Annotated in this window: 18 protein-coding genes; 8 read left to right on the top strand and 10 right to left on the bottom strand. The window is 35.1% G+C overall.

What is annotated here, in order from left to right; genetic code table 11:
* Positions 1-79: 79 nt before the first annotated feature.
* Positions 80-640, top strand: a complete 561-nt coding sequence (locus AOG54_RS01380) for a DJ-1/PfpI family protein (RefSeq protein WP_048101004.1) — start codon at positions 80-82, stop codon at positions 638-640.
* 23 nt (positions 641-663) lie between these two features.
* Here the strand turns inward: AOG54_RS01380 and AOG54_RS01375 are convergent, their stop codons facing one another.
* Positions 664-2,703 carry a xanthine dehydrogenase family protein molybdopterin-binding subunit gene (locus AOG54_RS01375; protein WP_055032306.1) on the bottom strand — a complete coding sequence of 680 codons (2,040 nt, stop codon included), beginning with the start codon at positions 2,701-2,703 and terminating at the stop codon, positions 664-666.
* A 96-nt stretch (positions 2,704-2,799) separates the two neighbouring features.
* Here AOG54_RS01375 and AOG54_RS01370 point away from each other — a divergent pair, with 96 nt between their 5' ends.
* The 3 genes from AOG54_RS01370 (at position 2,800) to AOG54_RS01360 (ending at position 7,445) form a co-directional block, all read left to right on the top strand.
* Positions 2,800-4,272 (top strand): FGGY family carbohydrate kinase, encoded by a 1,473-nt coding sequence (locus tag AOG54_RS01370; RefSeq protein ID WP_054964137.1) that lies wholly within the window; start codon positions 2,800-2,802, stop codon positions 4,270-4,272.
* Between the two features lie 76 nt (positions 4,273-4,348).
* Entirely contained in the window at positions 4,349-6,607 is a 2,259-nt protein-coding gene (locus AOG54_RS01365) for a DNA topoisomerase I (RefSeq protein WP_055032305.1), read from the top strand.
* Positions 6,588-7,445 carry a presenilin family intramembrane aspartyl protease PSH gene (locus AOG54_RS01360; RefSeq protein WP_236692424.1) on the top strand — a complete coding sequence of 286 codons (858 nt, stop codon included), beginning with the start codon at positions 6,588-6,590 and terminating at the stop codon, positions 7,443-7,445. Before AOG54_RS01365 ends, AOG54_RS01360 begins: the two co-directional genes overlap by 20 nt.
* On the opposite strand, the gene purH is transcribed toward AOG54_RS01360, so the two are convergent.
* Positions 7,442-8,944, bottom strand: coding sequence for a bifunctional phosphoribosylaminoimidazolecarboxamide formyltransferase/IMP cyclohydrolase (purH, locus tag AOG54_RS01355; RefSeq protein WP_055032303.1), 1,503 nt, complete (start codon positions 8,942-8,944; stop codon positions 7,442-7,444). The two genes, AOG54_RS01360 and purH, sit on opposite strands and share 4 nt — an antisense overlap.
* 131 nt (positions 8,945-9,075) lie before the next feature.
* Between purH and AOG54_RS01350 the strand changes: the two genes are divergently transcribed.
* On the top strand, positions 9,076-10,290 hold the full coding sequence (locus tag AOG54_RS01350) for a methionine adenosyltransferase (RefSeq protein WP_156150271.1): 1,215 nt from the start codon (positions 9,076-9,078) through the stop codon (positions 10,288-10,290).
* A gap of 28 nt (positions 10,291-10,318) precedes the next feature.
* Here AOG54_RS01350 and rimI read toward each other — a convergent pair whose 3' ends face one another.
* From rimI to AOG54_RS01330, 4 genes are read right to left on the bottom strand one after another with little or no spacing between them, the layout of a single operon-like run.
* Positions 10,319-10,777: a ribosomal protein S18-alanine N-acetyltransferase gene (gene rimI / locus AOG54_RS01345; RefSeq protein ID WP_048101000.1), complete on the bottom strand. Its 459-nt coding sequence runs from the start codon at positions 10,775-10,777 to the stop codon at positions 10,319-10,321.
* 41 nt (positions 10,778-10,818) lie between these two features.
* Positions 10,819-11,220: a DUF1634 domain-containing protein gene (locus AOG54_RS01340; protein ID WP_048100999.1), complete on the bottom strand. Its 402-nt coding sequence runs from the start codon at positions 11,218-11,220 to the stop codon at positions 10,819-10,821.
* A 1-nt stretch (position 11,221) separates the two neighbouring features.
* A complete protein-coding gene (locus tag AOG54_RS01335) occupies positions 11,222-12,202 on the bottom strand; it encodes a sulfite exporter TauE/SafE family protein (RefSeq protein ID WP_054963882.1) in 981 nt (326 codons plus the stop codon).
* Between the two features lie 53 nt (positions 12,203-12,255).
* Entirely contained in the window at positions 12,256-14,922 is a 2,667-nt protein-coding gene (locus AOG54_RS01330) for an ATP-dependent DNA helicase (RefSeq protein ID WP_055032302.1), read from the bottom strand.
* Between the two features lie 133 nt (positions 14,923-15,055).
* Here AOG54_RS01330 and pdxS point away from each other — a divergent pair, with 133 nt between their 5' ends.
* Complete coding sequence (pdxS, locus tag AOG54_RS01325) at positions 15,056-16,054, top strand: pyridoxal 5'-phosphate synthase lyase subunit PdxS (RefSeq protein ID WP_048100996.1); 999 nt, start codon at positions 15,056-15,058, stop codon at positions 16,052-16,054.
* Between the two features lie 43 nt (positions 16,055-16,097).
* On the opposite strand, the gene AOG54_RS01320 is transcribed toward pdxS, so the two are convergent.
* The 3 genes from AOG54_RS01320 to AOG54_RS01310 all read right to left on the bottom strand — a co-directional run bounded on the left by AOG54_RS01320 (position 16,098) and on the right by AOG54_RS01310 (position 18,450).
* Positions 16,098-16,457 carry a dehydrogenase gene (locus AOG54_RS01320; protein WP_156318737.1) on the bottom strand — a complete coding sequence of 120 codons (360 nt, stop codon included), beginning with the start codon at positions 16,455-16,457 and terminating at the stop codon, positions 16,098-16,100.
* A 213-nt stretch (positions 16,458-16,670) separates the two neighbouring features.
* The gene (locus tag AOG54_RS01315) at positions 16,671-17,105 is read right to left on the bottom strand and encodes a dCTP deaminase (RefSeq protein ID WP_048100995.1); all 435 of its coding nucleotides are present in this window, start codon (positions 17,103-17,105) and stop codon (positions 16,671-16,673) included.
* Positions 17,095-18,450 carry a purine-cytosine permease family protein gene (locus AOG54_RS01310; RefSeq protein ID WP_048100994.1) on the bottom strand — a complete coding sequence of 452 codons (1,356 nt, stop codon included), beginning with the start codon at positions 18,448-18,450 and terminating at the stop codon, positions 17,095-17,097. The genes AOG54_RS01315 and AOG54_RS01310 overlap by 11 nt, the downstream gene beginning before the upstream one ends.
* A gap of 118 nt (positions 18,451-18,568) precedes the next feature.
* Between AOG54_RS01310 and AOG54_RS01305 the strand changes: the two genes are divergently transcribed.
* On the top strand, positions 18,569-19,048 hold the full coding sequence (locus tag AOG54_RS01305) for an SMC-Scp complex subunit ScpB (protein WP_048100993.1): 480 nt from the start codon (positions 18,569-18,571) through the stop codon (positions 19,046-19,048).
* Positions 19,045-20,349, top strand: coding sequence for a phosphoribosylamine--glycine ligase (gene purD, locus AOG54_RS01300; RefSeq protein ID WP_055032301.1), 1,305 nt, complete (start codon positions 19,045-19,047; stop codon positions 20,347-20,349). Before AOG54_RS01305 ends, purD begins: the two co-directional genes overlap by 4 nt.
* Here purD and AOG54_RS01295 read toward each other — a convergent pair.
* Positions 20,315-21,294: EF-Tu/IF-2/RF-3 family GTPase (locus AOG54_RS01295; protein ID WP_236692423.1), on the bottom strand; the 980-nt coding region annotated here is incomplete at its 5' end. The two genes, purD and AOG54_RS01295, sit on opposite strands and share 35 nt — an antisense overlap.

The raw sequence follows: 21,294 nt of genomic DNA, 5'->3' as shown, positions 1-21,294 counted from the left end.
AATTATTTATCTTTATAATATGTTAAATTTATATTGTATCTAATGGAAAATTTTATATGTATTTTTATGTTATTATAATATGGTAAAAATATTAATTCTTACAGGAGATGCAGGAGAATCTCTGGAGGTAATGTATCCACTACAGCGAATGAGGGAGGAGGGCTATGACGTTGATGTTGCCGCACCTGAAAAAAAGAAGATACAGCTTGTGGTTCATGATTTCGAGGATGGATTCGACACATATACAGAAAAATTGGGATATAAGCTTCAGGCAGATCTGGCATTTAGGGATGTAAATCCTTCAGAATACGATGCCTTAATTATCCCGGGGGGCAGGGCACCTGAATATATAAGAAATGACCCTGATTTTAAAAGAATAGTTAAGTACTTTTTTGAAAAAAATGAACCGGTGGCAGAGCTATGCCATGCACCGCTGGGATTGGCTGCTGCGGGTGTTTTGAAGGGAAGAAAAACTGCAGCATATCCGGCACTTGCACCTGATGTTGAAATTGCAGGGGGCACATTTGTGGATGGCGCAGCCGTCATCGATGGAAATCTAATATCGGCAAGGGCCTGGCCAGATCATCCACAGTGGATGCGTGAATTTATAAAATTGTTAAAATCAAGATATGAAAAATAAAATATTTTTTTAAATCCACAATATTAAAGGTAATCCGGACCAATTGGAGTAATCCTTACCCTCCTTCCGGTATTAAGTTCTATGGCCCTTGCAAGGGCTGATGGCGTGCCTATAGTTGGGGATTCTCCCAGACCTTTGGCATGGCTTGGTACATCGGATGGATTCTCGGCTATATGTATATGAAACTTATCCGGTATATCATCTGCCTTTAACAGCCCCGCCAGTGATATGCTGTTTGTAATCAGCTGGCCATCGTCTGAATATTTTATGCCCTCTGATAATACCTGGCCAATGCCCTCAAGGGCGCCACCCTGAATCTGACCAATAACATTTCCCATATCCAGAACATTGCCAAGATCGTAATAACAGTACCAGCCGGTTATATCAACACTGTGGTTTAAAACCCTTGCAGTGATCATGTTTGCATTTAATGAATTAAGTGAAAAATCGGCAGAGAAGAAATCCTCTGCATCAAAGTGATTATTGAGTAATTTGTCCGGTGCGTATTCTCCAAATTTGGATTTTACCTGTTCCCTTATCTTCTTGCATGCATTTACAAGAGCCGAACCACCCACTATGGCGGACCTGCTTCCCCATGCACCAACACCCTCATCAAGCTCCTTTGTATCACCATTTTCAAGTGTAACCAGAGATTCATCAACATTAAGATATTCCTTTATTATATTCCTTGCCCATGCCTCATGACCCTGCCCATGTGTATCACCACCGAGATAAACCTTTATATGTCCATCTCCTGAAACTATTCTGGCACTTTCTCCGGGCCTTGTTGATGGAATTAAAACAAAGAATGATAGTCCTGTTTTTTCATTCTTTGATATTTCATAATAATTCATGGTTTTAAGGGCTTTTTCAAGGAATGGCCTGGATGCATCCATGACCTGAAGCCCGGTTGGTGATGTAAACGGTACATCGGATGCATTTATTAACCTTACATCTGCAGGGTCCTTTCCAATTCTATCTGCAAGCAGGTCAATCATCCTCTCCATAATAAATGATGCCTCCGGCCTGCCAGCACCCCTGTATGGGCCCATTGGGGATTTATTTGTTATTACAGATGAAGCCTCAACATAAACATTTTTTATTAAATACGGCCCGGTTATCTGATATCCTATAAAATAGGGTGCAAAAGAACCCGTACCAGCATCATATGCGCCTGCATCAACATAAAGTTTAACCTGAATGCCGGTGATTTTACCATTATTTTTTGCATATATTTTTGCCCATGATTTTACACCTCTGCCCGCATATGCCGCCATGAGGTATTCAGATCTTGTTTCTATCCATTTTACCGGCTTTTTATATTTCATTGAAGCATATGCCGCAATTAAATATTCGGGATAATAACCGCCCTTGGAACCGAATGCACCGCCGGTATCAGCCTGAATCACCCTAATTTTATCCCTATCAAGGCCAAGTGTGGATGCCAGACCATTCTTTATTGAATGTACAGACTGCGTTGAGGCATAGAATGTTAAAAAACCATCCCGATAATCTGCAATGCATCCCCTTGTTTCTATGGAATTGCCAAGGATTCTTTCATTAAAAAATTCATCCTCCAGGGAGATATCATAATCTATATCCTTTTCATCAAATTTTGTGCCAAGTGTATACGATGCCAAAATATTGCTGGATGCACCGTTATGAACAGGATCACTTTTAAGTGATTCATCAATGGATGATACTGCCTGCATTGGTTCGAAATCGACGTTTACTTCAGAGAGTTTATCCTCACTATCATATTTATTTTTCCCAAAAACAGCAGCTATGGGCTGACCAACATAGTTTACATAATCAATCGCAAGTACCGGTTCCCGATATAATTTTAAATCCTCTCTTCCTCCAGAAAGATCAGCCATCTCTCCCACTGCAGCCTTATAGTATGCCCTGAGTTCATGTGAATTTAATCCACCATCTATATTCTTTAACCTTGCCCTTGCATATGGGCTTCGATAAATACTCATATAAAGCATGTCCAGCAGATTTATATCATCTATATACCTTCCACGTCCGTTAACCAAAAACGCCTTTTTTCCAGAATACATATGGGTCAATAACATGAAGCATTTAAAAAAGATTTCGAATATACAATTAATTAATAAATAATTTATATCAATATTCTTTTTTGCATAAAATTAATTATGTTTATTCTTTATAATGGTTTATCCATGAAAAAATATTTCATATCAATAGATGAGGGAACAACATCAACAAGGTCAGTAATATTCAATGATGATGGAAAAATTGTGGGAATTGAATCTGAGAGAATTAATCTATATTATCCGGGCAATGGCCTTGTTGAGTTTAATCCACTTGAAATTTATAATGCAGTTTTAAGAACATTAAAAAAATCAATGGAAAATGCAGGAATAGATTCCAGCCAAATATGCTCAATTGGAATTACGAACCAGCGTGAGAGCATTATAATATGGAATAAACGTACAGGAATCCCTGTTTATAATGGCATATCATGGCAGGATAAAAGGAAAATGGATATTCCAGATTTTAATAATTATAAAAAATTGATAAGAAGAAGAACAGGGCTTGTTGCAAATCCATATTTCAGTGCAATGAAAATTAAATGGGTGCTAAATAATGTTAAAGATGAATTAGGCACGGTTAAAAATGGGGACTTGCTTGCCGGAACCATGGATTCATGGATACTATGGAAACTTACAAATGGGGCCGTGCATGCAACTGACCACACAAATGCATCCAGAACCATGCTGTTTAATATTTCAAAACTTTCATGGGATGATGATTTACTTGAAATATTTAAAATACCCAGAGATATTTTGCCTGAGGTACATTCATCCACGCATAATTTTGGATATGCAAAAATAAGTGGAAATAGCATTCCTGTAATGGCCATGGCAGGCGATCAGAGTGCATCCATGGTGGGCCAGAACGCACTTTCCAACGGAAACGTAAAGAATACTTATGGAACTGGATCATTTATAATGGCAAACACCGGCAAAAGGATTCTAAATGCCCATGGCCTTATATCCACAGTGGCATATTCACTTAATGATGGGTGTGCATATTATGCGCTTGAGGGAAGCATATTCAACTCGGGATCGGCATTTGAATGGGCACTAAAGGCATTAAATGGAAAAAATACATGGTATAATCTGGATAATAAAAATGATGTTTACTTTGTTCCGGCATTTTCTGGCCTGGGATCACCTTACTGGAATGATGGTGCCCGTGGCATGTTTATAGGCATAACAAGAAATACCGGAAATAAAGAGCTTATTTCAGCGGTTATCAAATCTATTGCATTCCAGGTGGAGGATGTTATTAGAATTATAAGAAAAAAGTTGGGTATAATTGATTTGAGATGTGATGGTGGGTCCAGCAGAAATGATGAACTTATGCGCTTCCAGGCGAGGCTATCCGGAATTAATGTATTAAGGTCAGAAAATCCTGAAAACACTGCTGCAGGTATTTTTTACCTGAATGCGGTATCCTCCGGCATTATGAAAATTGATGATATAAAGCATCTCTGGAAATTTGACAGAATATTTAAGCCTGATCTGAATCCCGATTCATATATAAATGATTATTTAATTTGGAGAAGGGCTGTTAGGAGATCATTGAACTGGATAAGATGATAAAAATGTTAAAATTAAATTTAATCATTTATTCAATAATCTTTATGTAACATGGTATTATAATATCCTGAAATAAATGTCGATTAATCTAATTATAGCAGAAAAGGCTGATGCAGGCAGGAGGATAGCATATATACTTTCAGAAAAAAACATGCACCAGAAAAAGTCAAAGAATATAAGCTATATTGAATTTGATGATAATGGTGAAAAAAATATAATGGTTGCACTTAGCGGCCATATTGTTGAATCTGATTTCCCCGAAAGTTTTAAGGACTGGATAAAATCAGACCTTGATAAGCTTATAGATTCAGAGATTGTTTATAATATTAAGAATAAAAAAGCCTCTGATGCACTTCAATCATTTAATGATATAAAAAGAGTCATTATTGCAACTGATTATGATCGTGAGGGTGAGTTAATAGGTGTTGAATCTTTAAAATTCCTTAAAAATTATACAGAGGTAAAGCGTGCAAAGTTCAGTGCACTCACAAATCAGGAAATAAAGGATGCATTTAAAAATTTAATAGACGTTAATTATGGACTTGCAGATTCGGCAAGGGCCAGGGAGGAAATAGACCTTCTATGGGGTGCAGTTTTAACCAGATTTTTTTCGGTTACAAGCAACAGATTATGGAAGGATTTTATTTCTGTGGGCCGTGTGCAGACCCCAACACTTGCACTTATTGTCAAGAGGGAAGAGGAAATACAGAACTTTATACCTGAAAAATATTATCAGATTTCTGTAAAATTTAACAAAAAAATAGATTTTACGGCTAGATATGAAAAAGATATTAAGGATAAATCCGAGGCTGAATCAATTTTTAATGACATAAATAACAGGGATGGCACGGTAAAAAGCTATGATAGGGAGGAGAAGGAAGTTTATAAGCCTGTACCATTCAGCACAACAGAATTTCTGAGAGAGGCATCAAGGCTTGGCATTACACCTTCAAATGCAATGAAGGTGGCTGAAAAACTTTACATGTCTGGATTAATAAGCTATCCAAGAACTGACAATACAGTGTATCAAAGGTCAATACCATTAAAAAGCATAGCTGAAAAATTCCTTAAATCAGATTATGAAAACGAGGCGAAACTTGTAATCAATCAGGAAAGGATTATTCCATCAAGGGGAAAAATTGAAACAACTGACCACCCTCCAATATACCCTGTTAATTTACCGCAAAAGCCTTTGAATGGAGCATATAAAACAGTATATGATTTAATAGTTCGCAGATTTCTCGCAACGCTTTATAAAAATGCAAGGATAGAGTCATCCAGGGCAGAGATAGAGATAAATGGTCATATTTTTGTTGCAACAGGCCAGAGAATACTGGATCCGGGATGGTATGAAATTTATAAATTTAGAAAATTGAATGAAATTAGGCTTCCAGAATTAAAATCTGGAGAATCTGTAAGTGGCAGGGAATGGAACCTAGAGGAAAAGGAAACAGAACCCCCAAAAAGATATGACATAGCATCACTTTTAAAGATGATGGAGTCATTAAACCTTGGAACCAAAAGCACCAGGCATGATATAATACAGAAACTAAATGATAGAAATTTTGCCACTGGTAATCCTGTAAGGCCAACACCGCTTGGCATAGGATTTATTAAATCAGTAACATCAATCGATTCTGATATTGCAAAACCGGATATGACTGCAAAACTTGAAAAGGAAATGGATGAAATAGCCGAAAATAAAAAGAATGAAATTGATGTTGTTAATGAATCCAGATTAATGCTTCATGAGGTGCTTAAAAACTTCAGGTCAAACAGGGATAGCATTAAGGAAACAATAACAGAATATGCAAATAAGGGTGAGGTAATTGGAAAATGCCCCATTGATAATGGTGACATATCCGTTATAAAATACAGAAATTTTGAAAAAATAAAATGCAGCAACGATGAATGCAAAATAAACTTTAATATATCTGGAACACCATTAATACAGTTAACAGATAAAAAATGCCCTGTATGTGGATTGCCATTAATAAAAATAATAAGGAGGGGGCAATCACCTGAAATAAGGTGCATTGACCCAGAATGTTCCTATAATAAAAATACGTATGGAAAATGCCCCTCGGATGGCGGTGATTTGATTATAAGGCAGTCAAGATATGGAAAACGGTTTCTTGGGTGTTCAAATTATCCAAAATGCACTGTAACATATCCGCTGCCGCAGAAGGGAATAATAAACAGCACCGGTGAGGTGTGCCCTTACTGTGGTGCACCGTTGCTTTTATTAATTAACGGTAAAAGAAGGTGGAAGTTCTGCCCAAATATAAAATGTGAATACAACAGGAAGGATAAGGGTGAAAAAGCTAAGGAGTGAATTACTGGCAGTGTTCTTTTTCGTTTTATCTTCATTGCTGGCTCTTTATCTGGCAATAAATATACATCAAATACCAGGCATAGCAAGTGAGAAATCAGCGGTAAATATCTATTTTGTCCTCTATTATCTTGTATTTTTAATTGTATTTACAGCCATTATCCTGATGCTTGTAAAGAAGCATGCTGATATCATAAGGGCCATTTTTCTGGCAGCGGTAATATACATGGTATTTGTGGTATCAAGCATAATAGCCGATATAATTTCAGTTAATTTTATTGAATATTATCTAATTATAATATTAATAACCGGTATCTTTGGGTATTTAATTATATTTAAAAATGAATGGTATATCACAGATGCGGCCGGTATATTAATGATAAGCGGTTCTGCTGCCATCCTTGGCAATATTTTAAGAGTGTATATTGCAATAGCACTTTTAATAGTTTTTGCAGTCTATGATTATATATCTGTTTACAAAACAAAGCATATGGTATCCCTGGCAAGGGCAGCAGTTGACAATTCATTTCCATTGATGTTTACACTGCCTGAAAATTATAACATGAAACTCCGGGATCTTACATTCGATAATCGCGGTGAGAATAATGTTATGATGCTTGGATTTGGTGATATGGCAATACCTGAAATACTGGTAATATCAGCCAGTATAAGTAATATCTCACATATATATTTGTATTTTATACTAACAACGCTTGGTTCAATAAGTGCCATGATAATTCTTTTTTATATAAATAAAAATAAGCCTGCCCCGGGGCTGCCATTAATAAACTCCGGTGCCATAGCAGGTTATCTAATTGCATTAATAATAACAATAATTTAATGTAAAAACACTCTTTTATTGGTAAAGTATAGCGGCATCTTATATTCATTTGCACGGTTTATTACATCTGCATCCCTTATGGACCCACCCGGTTCTATTATTGCTGTAATTCCATGCTTATGGCATTCTATTACAGAGTCATCAAACGGTATGAATGCATCAGATGCCATCACAGACCCGGACGCATTATCTCCCGCACGGTCTATTGCAATCTTTAATGCCTCTATTCTTGATGTTTGGCCGGCTCCAATTCCTGTTGAAACTTTATTTTTGACCAGAACCATTGCATTGCTTTTTGTATGTGCAACTATCTTCCACGCAAATTTTAAATCGTTTATCTGTTCCTCAGATGCCTGATATTCTGTTTTAAGATCCATGGATTCAAAATTGGGATTTAGCCTTGTCTGAACCAGTACGCCACCGGAAACAGATGAAATGGCATATGAATTATCCCTTTCCATATTTGCCCTTAGTATCCTTAAATTCTTTTTCTTTTTTAAAAGTGAAAGGGCATCACCATCATAATCTGGGGCTATTAAAACCTCTATAAACTTATGCTCCATTTCCCTGGCTGTTTCAATATCCAGCTTTCTATTTACAGCAACAACAAAACCATAGGCTGATTCAGGGTCTGCATTATATGATTTATTAAAGGCCGCACTCAATGAGGCATCAGAGGCCACACCGGATGGTGTCCTGTGCTTCACTATAACTGATGTTGGTTCATCAAAATCCTGAACTGTTTCCAGCGCGGCATTGGCATCCAGTATGTTATTGTATGATAATTCCTTGCCATTTAACTGTACGGCATTTGGTATTCCCAATTTTTTTTCTGTGCGGTACATAAATCCCTTCTGATTGGGGTTTTCACCATAACGCAATTTGACACCATCATAGGCGTGTATAAATAATTCATCTGGTTCCTCACCATTGAGACGCTGGTACAGGTTATTATAAATATTTATATCATAAACTGCAGCACGGGAAAACGCCCTTAATGCAAGGTACTCACGTGCCTTCATTGATATCTCCTTGTTCACATTGAATTCATCCTCTACATACTGGTAATCATCAGGATCAGAAATCACAACAACGTTTTTATAGTTCTTTGCGGCAGCCCTGATTAATGATACACCACCTATGTCAATATTTTCAATCATTTTAGCCAAATCCCCAGTTTTTGCCGCCTCACTGAATGGATACAGATTTGAAATTAAAATATCAAAATCTGGATAATTATATTTTTTAAGCTCGTTATTGCTTTTTAAATCCCTTTTTGATAAAAGCCCGGAAAATATTGCAGGGTGAAGTGTTTTCACACGACCGTCTAAAATATCCCCAAATCCTGTTAGTTCAGATGTTGGAAATGCCTTAATGCCATTATCTGACAGATATTTGAATGTGCCATCAGTTGCATATATTAACTCAATATTATTACCCATAAATTTCAAAAAATCAAGCAGGCCGGATTTATTATAAACACTTATAAGGGCTTTCATAATAGGATATAAAAAGTTATAATAAAAATGTATTGATACGTGCGTATTACTGATAGTAATATTAATAAGTAAAGAGTAATTTAATAACCGTTTATGCAAAAGATTTAAGAACATTTACCAATCAATTCACCATGGAATCACAGTTAAAAGTGGAGAGAAACATACAGGTTGAACAGATAAAACAGAGCCCAACTGCAAGCAGGGAGGTTGAAATTGTAGAGAGAAAGGGTATTGGCCATCCTGACAGCGTTGCGGATGGGATTGCCGAATCAGTAAGCCGGGCACTGAGCAAGTATTATATTAAGAACTATGGCAGAATTTTGCATCATAACACCGATCAGGTGGAGGTTGTCGGCGGGCAGGCTGATCCAAAATTTGGTGGTGGCAATGTACTTGAACCAACATATATATTATTAAGTGGGAGGGCCACATCAACCGTTGGTGATGAAAGGGTTCCTGTAAAATCAATTGCAATAAAATCAGCAAAGGATTATTTAAGGGATCATTTTCCGGATCTTGATATAGATGCTGATGTTATGATAGACTCCAGAATAGGAAATGGATCTATAGATTTAAGGGGTTTATATGACACAAGAAAATTCAAGGCAAATGACACATCATTCGGTGTGGGATTCGCACCATTTACAGATACAGAAAAAATTGTAAAATTAACAGAAAATTACATAAACGGTGAATTAAAGAAAACACTTCCACAGATAGGTTATGATATAAAGGTTATGGGGTTCAGGAAAAACAAAACCATAAACCTTACAGTGGCAGCAGCATACGTTGATAAGTATGTGAAGGACCCAACAGAATATTATTCAATAAAGGAAGAATTAACAAACAAAATTATGGACAATGCCATAAAATACACGGACAATGATATTAAGGTATTTGTTAATACCGGGGATATAAAGGAGGATAAGGTTTATTATCTTACAGTTACTGGCCTCTCAATGGAAAACGGCGATGACGGCTCTGTTGGAAGAGGCAACAGGGTAACAGGGCTTATCACACCGTACAGGCCCATGAGTATGGAGGCTGCTGCGGGAAAGAACCCGGTTACACATGTTGGAAAGCTTTATAATGTGCTATCAAACATAATTGCAAACAAGATTGTTGAGGAGGAGGGTGGCGATATCAAGGAGGTTCTTGTGAGGATAGTATCACAGATTGGCAGGCCCGTTGATGAGCCCCATGTTGCCGGAATACAGGTTATATATGAGGACAATGTGGACCATTCCAAACATAAAAACAACATAAGGGCAATAGCCGATGACAAGCTTGCACATATATCTGACCTTACAAACATGTTCGTTGATGGCAAGGTTGATGTATTCTAAATTTATTAATAATTTTTAAAATTAATTTTTATAAAATTTTCCACATTAAATATGCATCTGAAAGATCAGAATAATAATTCTTTAATGTTGATATAATTGAAAAACCATTCTTTTTATAGAACCTGATTGCATTTTCATTGTCTGTTCTAACCTCGAGCCTAATTGTTGACAGACCGAAGCCAATCATGACCTTTGTAAGGTCGTTTAAAAGTTTAAAACCTATACCACTGTTTCTGTAATTTTTATCAACGGCAAATAAAAGTACGCGACCCTCAGTACCGGAATACTTTGACCCAATAATGAACCCGGTTATATCATTTAAATTATCATAGACAAGAAATGCCTCAGGCCATGCATTATAAAGGTCAATTATAAGGGATTTTGTATAATACTCTGAAAGTGATTCACGGATTATCTGCATAACCCTGTCTGTATCCTTTGGTTCAAAGCGGCGCGTATAACCAAAAAATGAGTTATTTATTGCCATTCAATATATAATATAATAATAAAATATTATAATTTTGTTATTTATCCAATAAATCTGGGAACAACAAGCATTGCAAAGAACAGGTTAAATAACACAATTGAGGCCATTAAAACATACCTGTAATTTTTATCCTCAAGGAAGGAAATCCAGCCTATAAAAACCACTGTTATTGGTGTAAATATTAGCACCCAGAGCCCAACTGTTATAAAGTAAAGACCATCCAGGGATCTTAATCCCTCAGGTATCAGGCCAAGGGGAAGTGACTTGGAATCAATTCCATGATTCAATGCATAGTTATATGATGATAGCTGTGACAGTGTAAATCCATCACCACCATTCTTTACAAACATTAATATTACGCCAAGTACAATAAATGATACACTTATAATTACACCGGCACGCAGAAAATAACTAATAATTATTTCATCATCATGATTTTTCATTTTATTTCACCTCCTTCCATTCCTTTCTTCTTGTATGTATGTAAAGCGCAGATATCATAATTATTGATATTGCTATGGATATAAAGAACTGTATTGTCAGTGAGAACGTAATTATAAAATTTATTATATGAAGGCCCTTAAAAACCATATCAAAACCCAAAAATGATAATATTGCAAAAAATACCCATCTTATATTCTGATTTGATATTCTTACAAGAACCTTGGCACCAAAAAACGCACCTATGAGAACCCCTATGGCTGTTGCGGCTGCTATAAAAACGTTAATATAACCCTCATACCAGTATATTGAGCTACCTGTTGCAGCCGTTATACCTATCATAAAATTACTTGATGTGGTTGTAACCTTCATTGGCAGGTTCATGGCCCAGTCCATTCCTAGAACCTTTAATGCACCTGAACCTATGCCGAGAAGCCCTGAAACAAAACCTGCAAAGAACATTACGATCTCACCAAGCCACCATCTTACACCCTTATATTTTACAGTCTGTTTCAAATGCTCATCATAGTACTGACCGGTAAGCTGGAAAACTCTTGTGGTCCAGTCTGGAGGCATTTCGGGTGGAACCTCGGCACCTATCTTTCTTATGGTCGGTATTAACGAGAATAAAAGTACAAGACCAAAGATGACATAAACAACCCATATAAGCGCATGCCTGTCTATAAATACAAGTGTCAATGAGCCGACAATTGCACCTGTTGTTGTTGCTATTTCCAGACCAATTCCAATCTTAATATTTGCAATTTTCTTTCTTGTGTATGCGCTTGCTGAACCTGCAGATGTTGCAATTGTTGATATAAGGCTTGCACCGGCTGCAAAAATAAATGGTATTCCATAAAATAATGTGAGTATTGGAACAAGGACAGTGCCACCGCCAAGGCCTGTTAGTGACCCTATAAAACCAGCAAAAATTGAGCCAACTAATATTGATATGAATTTTATGAGTATAAATATCAATGACATTTTTTATATATTGCTAGACAATATATATTATTTACTTTAGAAGAATAAATATTTCACATTTTTGAAAAATTGATGAGCATGTTTTTAATCCTTTTATATAATACGCTGTTGTCATTGGCATTCAACAAATCCTGTATGAATTTTTCAGGATTATTTTTGTATTCAAGGAATTTAGTAATATAATTTTTTAGTTTTTCCTCGCTATTTTTGTCCGGTTCCTTGTACACTATGCCATGTTCTATTTTATTTGTGTTGATATTTCCACGGAGCCTTATATATCCGAGGGCTGTGAATATTTTTTCCACCGGAACGCTGTTTTTAACAGAATAAAGAATTTTATATGATAGTAGCTGAACGCGGTGGTGATTTGCATTGCCCGTGTTCTTATCTGTTTTGTAATCCAGTATTATAATATTTCCATCACCTGCAAAAACGGCATCAAGTTTCCCATAAAACATTATTGAATCATCTATGCCCTTGAATTCATCAAACATTTCATTAACCTTTATTATTATGCCTGTCTCCGATTCTATCTGCCTTGCATTAAAATTTCTTTCTATTTCATTGTTTATTGATCTTATTCTTTCCAGTGTGCTGGCCTGATCCTCCTCAAGATTTTCCTCTTCTATTTCATTTTTATAGTTTAGTTCCGCAAGCTCATGGGATTGGAGCCCTATTAACAATGCTGTTGTTTTTTCATCCAATCTTAATATATAGCGTTTTAAAAACTGGAATGGATTATCAATTGAGCTTATTAATGAAAATGATAGGACATTTTTTGATTTAAAAAAATTATATATTTCTGATACAAGCCATGATGTATTTTCACTAAGTATATCCCTTGATCTATCATAGTTACCGGCAACAAACTGAAAATAGGCCTCATTGTATTTATTAAATGAATTATTATTTAAACCGTCAGTATTACCGCTTAAAACAGTTGAATATTCAGGTATGGAAAAATTTGGCATCTCCCCGGGCGTGCTTATAATGGTTAAATTATATTTTGCCCGGGTTATTGCAACGAAATTTATTCTAATGCTCTCCTCATCAAGTTCCTTTTCCACATCTATATTTTTTATTGATTTTATTATCGCCGAGCTTATAACATCTATAAACGCCTCGGATTTTCTTGTTTTTTTTGGGATGTAAATTACATTATCAAATTCTCTCCCCTTTGCCTTATGTACGGTTGTTAAAACAATATCTTTTTCTCCGGCCTCCATAAATTCCTCTGAATAAATCAGGTCAAGAAAATTAAAAAAGTCAGACCTTGTATAATCACTGTTCATGGAGAAAAATTCATCTATTGCGGCCTTAACCGTTCTTGCTGTAATAAAATATTCGCGATTTATTGATGCTGCTATTGGTATTATTCGTTCCTCAAATATTTTTTTAATGGTTTCCCTGTTAAATCCCATTTTTTTAAGCCCAAGAACAGGATTATCATCACTAAATATATCCAGTGTATAATTTGCATTTTTTATATTTTCGGAAGTTTCAAATGCCTCCTTTAATGTCATCCCAGAAAATACTGAAAATAGAGACCTTGTTATATTTTCGGGGTCATCATAAAAAATTCCCCTCAAAAAGTTTATTATATCATTTTTAGCCTCAATTACGGTATGCGTTGTTGTGTCACTTGAGTATTCTATTCCGTTTCTGTCCAAATATTCTGATATTAATGATATCTGATCATTTGTTCTGGCAAGTACACCTGTTTTTCCCTTTAAACCCTTTAGTGCCATTGCAACAGTGGCCTCTGGGTTTTCTGATTCTATAATAGTAACAATATTTCCCTGTTCCATTATACCATGAAAATTGTTTAGCTCCTCTGAACTGTCACTGGCATTTTTGATGTAATACGCTTTAGCATATTTTAATATGTTTTCAGTGCTTCTGTAATTTGTATCAAGGGATTTTTTTGTAAAATTGGGGTCTTTAATTAGGGATTCAAAAACTGAAAGTGCACCTCCCTGAAAACCAAATATGGATTGTTTTTTGTCTCCAACAAAGTATTTATTTTCACCTGCTGAAAGTGCAAGCTGGGCCTCAAGCTCATTTACATCCTGAAGCTCGTCAACAAAAATATATTTATAATTATCCCTGTATTGAAGTTTCAAACACTGCATTAAAAGATCATTAAAATCATAATTATTTTTATTTTCCTCATAGTATTTGAAAGCCTCTATAAAATATTCAAACAGATATAATTCCTCTTCCATTGATATGTTTCTTATCCTTTTTTGTTTGTATAGATTCTTTACATTGATTATTATATCATCATGATTTTTAATAATATCTTCTGGAAGTATACCAAAGCTTTTTATGTATCTTAATGCGTTTTCTATCTTTGGTATTAACGTATCAATAATATATTCACGTGAATAATTAAATGCCCTAATTTCATTTAATTTTTTAAATATGAGGTATCTTACCACATTGTAAGATATTATGTCCCTATGGTTTAGACTTTCACTTAGCTGTTCATATGCATATCCATGAAATGTCATGACCTTAATATCGTATGCATTTCCCGGGATGTTAAATTTAGAAATAAACTCATTAATTTTAGAACGGAGCTGTTCAACGGCCTTGTTTGTAAACGTTATGCACAGGATATCCTTAGCCGAAATGCCGTTTTTTAATAATTTTGCAACCTCCATTGATATGTTTGTGGTTTTACCTGTGCCCGGATTGGCGATGACCAGAGTGTTCATGACAAGATAATATTGTTTTAATTAATAATAGTTTCATGTTCTTATTTTTGTACATTTACTTATATTATAATAAAATTTATATAAACATAGCAATATTAAAAATACGTAAATATCAATTAATTATATATTAACCATGGTTGAATTATCCAAATTAAAATTTGGTGATGAGTTGCTTAAGCGTGGATTTGCCAAAATGACCAAGGGTGGCGTTATCATGGATGTTACCACGGCCGAGCAGGCAAAGATAGCTGAAAAGTCAGGTGCCGTGGCAGTAATGGCGCTGGAAAGGGTTCCAGCAGATATAAGAAAGGAGGGTGGCGTGGCAAGAATGGCAGACCCACTAAAAATTAAGGAAATAATAAATGCAGTATCAATACCTGTCATGGCCAAGGTTAGAATAGGGCACATAACTGAGGCATATGTGCTTGAAAATCTTGGTGTTGATATGCTTGATGAAAGTGAGGTATTAACACCTGCTGATCCATTTTATCATATAAACAAGAAGCTTTACAAGGTTCCTGTGGTATGTGGTGCAAGGACATTTCCAGAGGCTGTAAGGAGAATATTTGAGGGCGCAGCAATGATAAGAACAAAGGGTGAGGCAGGTACCGGAAATATAATAGAGGCAATGAGGCACATAAGAACAGTAAATGATGGAATAAAAATACTGAAGGATTTAACAAATGATGAATTATACAATGTTGCAGAATCCATATCAAAAAGCTATACATCACTGAGAGAACAGACATCCATGGAGCTCTTTGGTGATTCAAAAAAACTGCCACTTAATGATGTTTATTATGGAATGGATGCCAAGACAATAATAGATTCAATATTTAAGGTATTAAAGGACATTAAAAAAATGGGCAGGCTTCCGGTTGTTAATTTTGCCGCTGGAGGTGTTGCAACACCTTCCGATGCTGCGCTGATGATGAAAATGGGCATGGATGGTGTTTTTGTTGGCAGCGGAATATTTAAATCGAGGAATCCTGAGAAGATGGCCCAGGCAATTGTTGATGCAACAGAAAACTTTGAGGATTACAAGCTAATTTCTGACGTTTCCTCTGGACTTGAGGGTATGGCCGGTCTTGAAATAGAGAATATAGAAAAACTTCAGGATCGCGGCTGGTAAACAATTGTTAAAAAAAATTATTATATTTTATATTAAATTTTTTTTAATTTCCCATAAATTTCATCATTCTCTGTTTAACATCTGCCGGAAGTTCATTTAGGGTTTCCTGAATCATTTTCATATCCCTGGATTTAATATCGTCAGGAAGTTCTGAATTTGCCCTCATTCTTAATGAAACAAAGGCACTTAACTGGTTGTCAGGCAATGATGAGGCAATTGTCATATTTGTTGTGCATAAACCAATATATGTTTTATCGTCAGCCCTGGACATTTCCATTATAAGATTTTTCATTGTGCTGACCTTGGTGTTGTCATCCTGTTTTAAAATCTCACCTAAAAGCTTCAGCATTTCATCCTTTCTTTTTTCAGGATCCATTTTTGCAATTTCCAGTATTTCTGACATAATTATCATAATCATAATAATTTTAATAAATTAAAGGTTTTTCATTATTTTTAATTCATATTTATGAAAAATTATCTATTTTATATTAGGAATCAGGCATATGTTATGTATTAACTAAATTTATTTTCTGGAAATCAATAACCATGAAATCTAAATGAGCCCCCACGGAAATGGTTGTAATTAAAATATTTTATAATACATTTATAAAGGATATCATTCCAACCTTATCCCATGGCTATTCTGAAAATTCCCGGAACGATTTTCATAATTTTTTTCAGGCTCCTTAATTGTAAAAAAGACAATTTGCACCACAGGATCATATTTTTTTATTGTAATTTTGTCTCCATAATTAATAAAGGACATTGTTAAGTTTCCATGGAAACCTGCATCAACGAAACCAAAGGATCCAAATATTCCCTTTCTGGCATACCGTGATTTTATATACAATGATGCAGTAATATTATCTGGCATGTTAATAACCTCCAACGATGAAATAAAGAATAATGTTTTACTTTCTATGTCCTCACCAGGTATGATGTTGCCGACCCTTAAATCGTAGCCGTTGGGTGTAAGCGAGGCCTCCTTAAAGTTCTCAGATATAAGCTTGCCATTTTTCACATATTCCAGTATTTCCCTGTCATTTAGCATTATTGCTTATATAACGTTTATTAATTATTTTTGTTATTACAGGGTACATAAGCAGGGCAACCGTAAATGATACATAATAACTTACATCAACACCTCCAAGATATAATTTTGATATAATTCCCTCATATACAACCCCAGGGTCCATAAATGGTATGGATAGTAAAAGCCCTGTAAGGTATGATATAATACCGGCATAATTAAAACCTGGTATTATATCAGTTCTGAATTTTGTTAATTTATTTACAATAAAGAAATCTGAAATCATTATACCTATCCATGGTGTTATCCAGTAATCGAGTATAAAAAGAAAATCCTCATAAAATGAATAAAACCGTGCATATGTTATTAGGGATAAAATTCCGGCTATTATAATGCCAAGAACTGAGGCCTGTTTTCTTGTGATTTTTATACCTGCCGTCAAAAGAGAAATGGAATTTGAATATAAATTAATGGCATCTGCTGCTATACCACCCAGAAATATTGCAAACAGACCTATGATTCCATATGGATGTAATACTGAGCTCAGGTCCGTTGCAGGATTTCCTGAGGGGTTTAATGAGATTATGGCGACAATCATTCCGGCTATTTCTGACCATATGGATGCTATAAATCCACCAAGGAATGTATAATAAAAGATTCCATGACCATCCTCGTTGAATCTTGAATAATCTGAGGCATACGGTGCCCATGACATTATGTATGAAAACGAGGTGGCCAGCGTAATTCCAAAGGCTATTCCGCTGGGATATGATACTGAGGCGTAATTTAATATTGAAGATGAATGATAAATGCCGGATACTATTATAAAAATAAATATTAAACCAAGAACGGCGGACATTGATCTTTCAAAATATGATATGGTTTTTCTTCCTGAAAATGATATAACAAAAATAATTATTGCTAGAATTATTATTGATACAATATAATTACCAAGATGAAATGCAAGAGAAAATGCAAAAGATGCCAGTACAATATTTACTGTAAGCCATCCAAGTGTATTAATGTATTGAAGTACTGACATGGCCTTTCCAAATTTAAGACCAAAGGCGCGGAAGCCCAGAACCATCTGTGGCAATCCAGTTTTTGGACCGCTTAATGACACTATGCCAACCATTGCGGATCCCAGGAGATTGCCAATTAGGAATGCAAGCAGTGATAAATACAGGTTAAGCCCCAAAATTACCGGAATAAAGCCAACAGCAAAATCCCCTATGGTTAAATTTGATGCAAACCAAAGGAAAAACAATTCTGATTGTTTATGCATTTTTTTGGCTGGTGAATCAATAAAATCAGTATTATTTTGATAATTCTTTTGAACATTGTTACCGAACAGATGTTCTCTCATATTGCATGAATATATTGATAATATATATAGTTTTTTAATAAATAAATTAAAATAATGATAAAATCAATCAGATAATTATATGGATAAAAATAAAATTATATTATGCATATAGTTTTTTATGGATGATACTGTTAAAAAAATTGAGGCAATATTATATTCAAGCAAGGAGCCACTAAAAGTTTCTGATATAGGCGATTATTTGAACATTGACAATAATGAGGTTTTAAAGGCCATTAAGGCAATAGAAACAGGTTATAAAGAGATAAACAGTTCACTCACAGTGGGGAGATTTGGAAATAAATATAAAATAAAGCTTTCTGATGAATTTTCTGATATAGTATCACCATTTATTGAGAAGGAATTCAATGATAAGGAACTGGCAATGCTCTCATATATATTTAAGCATCCAAATGCAATCTCCGGTGATTTAAGGGAACAGTTTGGATATAATTACCTTGAGGCGGTTGAATCTTTAAAAAAATCTGGCATGATATCAGCAAAAAGATATAGAAACACACACAGGTATAATGTAACAAAAAATTTTTACACTAAATTCAATATCAACAAGAGAACTTTGAAAAAAGAGGTTGAAAAATGAACATTCTGCTTGTTGGCAGTGGTGGAAGGGAGGATGCCATTGCAAGGAAAATTAATGAAAAGGATACATTATACAGTGTGATATTAAATGAGAACCCATCGATTATAAAAATGTCCCACAAATATATTAAATACGGTGATAATGCAAATGAATTTGTACTGAATTTCGCCAGGGAGAATAATATAGATATAGCATTCATAAGCCCTGATGATATATTAAATACAGACCTTAATGATTACCTGCTTGAAAATCACATACCTACAGCATCACCATCAAGAAAGGCCGCCAGAATTGAAACATCAAAGGAATACATGAGATACATAATGGAGAAATATAAAATAGAGGGCAATATAGAGAATTATGTATTTGATGATGAGGATTCACTGAAAAAATTTTTTAATGAAAATAACGGTGAATATGCTGTTAAACCAATAGGGCTCACAGGTGGCAAGGGCGTTAGGGTCATGGGCCTTCAGCTTTCAGGAAAGGATGAGGCTCTGGATTATGCGAGATACATACTTAATAGGGATGGGAAGGTCTTAATAGAAAAAAAGGAAAGCGGGGAGGAGTTCTCACTACAGGCCTTTACAGATGGAAAGCATCTTGTATTTATGCCCATCGCACAGGATTATAAAAGGCTCTATGAGGGTGACACTGGACCAAATACCGGTGGAATGGGTTCAATTACAGATTCAAATTTCTCACTGCCATTCCTGAGAGCTGGAGATAGGGAAATTGCCGAGGGAATATTAAAGAAAATAATATATGCCCTAAGAGAGGAGGGAAATCCATTTAAGGGGGTAATCTACGGCCAGTTCATGTCCACCAATCATGGTATAAAGGTTATTGAAATAAACTCAAGGTTTGCAGACCCTGAGGGTATTAACGTTTTAACATTATTAAGATCAAACATTGTGGACATATTTCTGGATATTTACAGCGAAACTCTTAAAAATAATATTAAATTTGAAAAAAAGGCAACAGTATTAAAGTATATTGTACCACCAGGATATGGAATAAATCCTGTTGAATCAGAATTAAAGATTGGAACGAATCTCGAATCTGAAAATTTTAAACTGTACTATGCCTCTGTTTCAGGAACAATGCAAACTGTCAAAACTGGACATTCAAGGGCACTTGCACTTACAGGGATTTCAGACTCAATATATGAGGCCTCAGACATAGTTGAGGAACATTTAAAGTACATAACTGGAAGTTATTATATAAGGCATGACATAGGAACAAGGGAAATGATTGAAAATAAAATTAAAAATTCAGGGTTGCAAAAACCCTGGGGATAATATTATTATTGCTTAACACAATATTATTTTTTATTACAGGTATTTTTTTATCAAGAATTATCTTATTATTTTCAACACGCCCGCGCTGGTATCTCATCATATCTGAAACGAATGCCTCATAGCTGTTTTCAGGCCTGTTTTTCACGGAACTGTGTATATTTATATTTCCTGATATTTCAGTTTTATACTCAAACGGTTTATCCGATAGCAGCATGCCACGGGACATGGATTCTGGTTCAATGTTTTTAAGTGCCAGCCCAACCCTTGACCCGGTGCTGGCTGATTCAACATCAACATCATTCATCTGTATGGATTTTATCTCTATTTCCTTATCAATATCCGAAATTATTAATTTATCATGTTTTTTAATTTCGCCTGAAAGAACAAATCCAAGGGCAACAGTGCCAACCCCCCTCACCTTAAAAAAATGATCTATTAATGTATAATTTCCGTTTAATTTTCTTTCAGGAATAACATCGGATAATTGATCCACAAGTTCCATTGGTCTGCCAGTAAATATATTATAATTTCTTAAATTTGTATTTGAAATAATTTTTTTTATTATATCCTTTTTATCCTCATCCGATATTATAAATCCATTTTTCTTGCCCATCAAATCAAGGGCAACGATCACCTCACCAAAATGTTTGTCAAGATTTTTTCCTGAAATAACGGCAATATCCGCCGGAAATATTGAATCTGTTAAGGATGAAAGCTTATCAGGATACTTTGAGGGCTCTATAAATGTAAATATCCTGTCTCCGTCCTTTCTATGGTATAATGTAATATCGCTGTTTGTTCCAGCCTTGGCAATCTCCCGTATGTATTCCTGTGCATTGTAAGTAAATATATTTAATGATTCCATTGGCATAACCATCCAGTATAATAAATCAAGTAACATTTCTGATGGTTTTTTATGGTTTTTGGCTGCAATTTTCTTTATTG

Origin of the sequence: Acidiplasma aeolicum, from assembly GCF_001402945.1 — an archaeon.
Taxonomy (GTDB): domain Archaea; phylum Thermoplasmatota; class Thermoplasmata; order Thermoplasmatales; family Thermoplasmataceae; genus Acidiplasma; species Acidiplasma aeolicum.
Note: the sequence above shows the minus strand (reverse complement) of the source record. Positions and strands in the feature narration are given on the sequence as shown.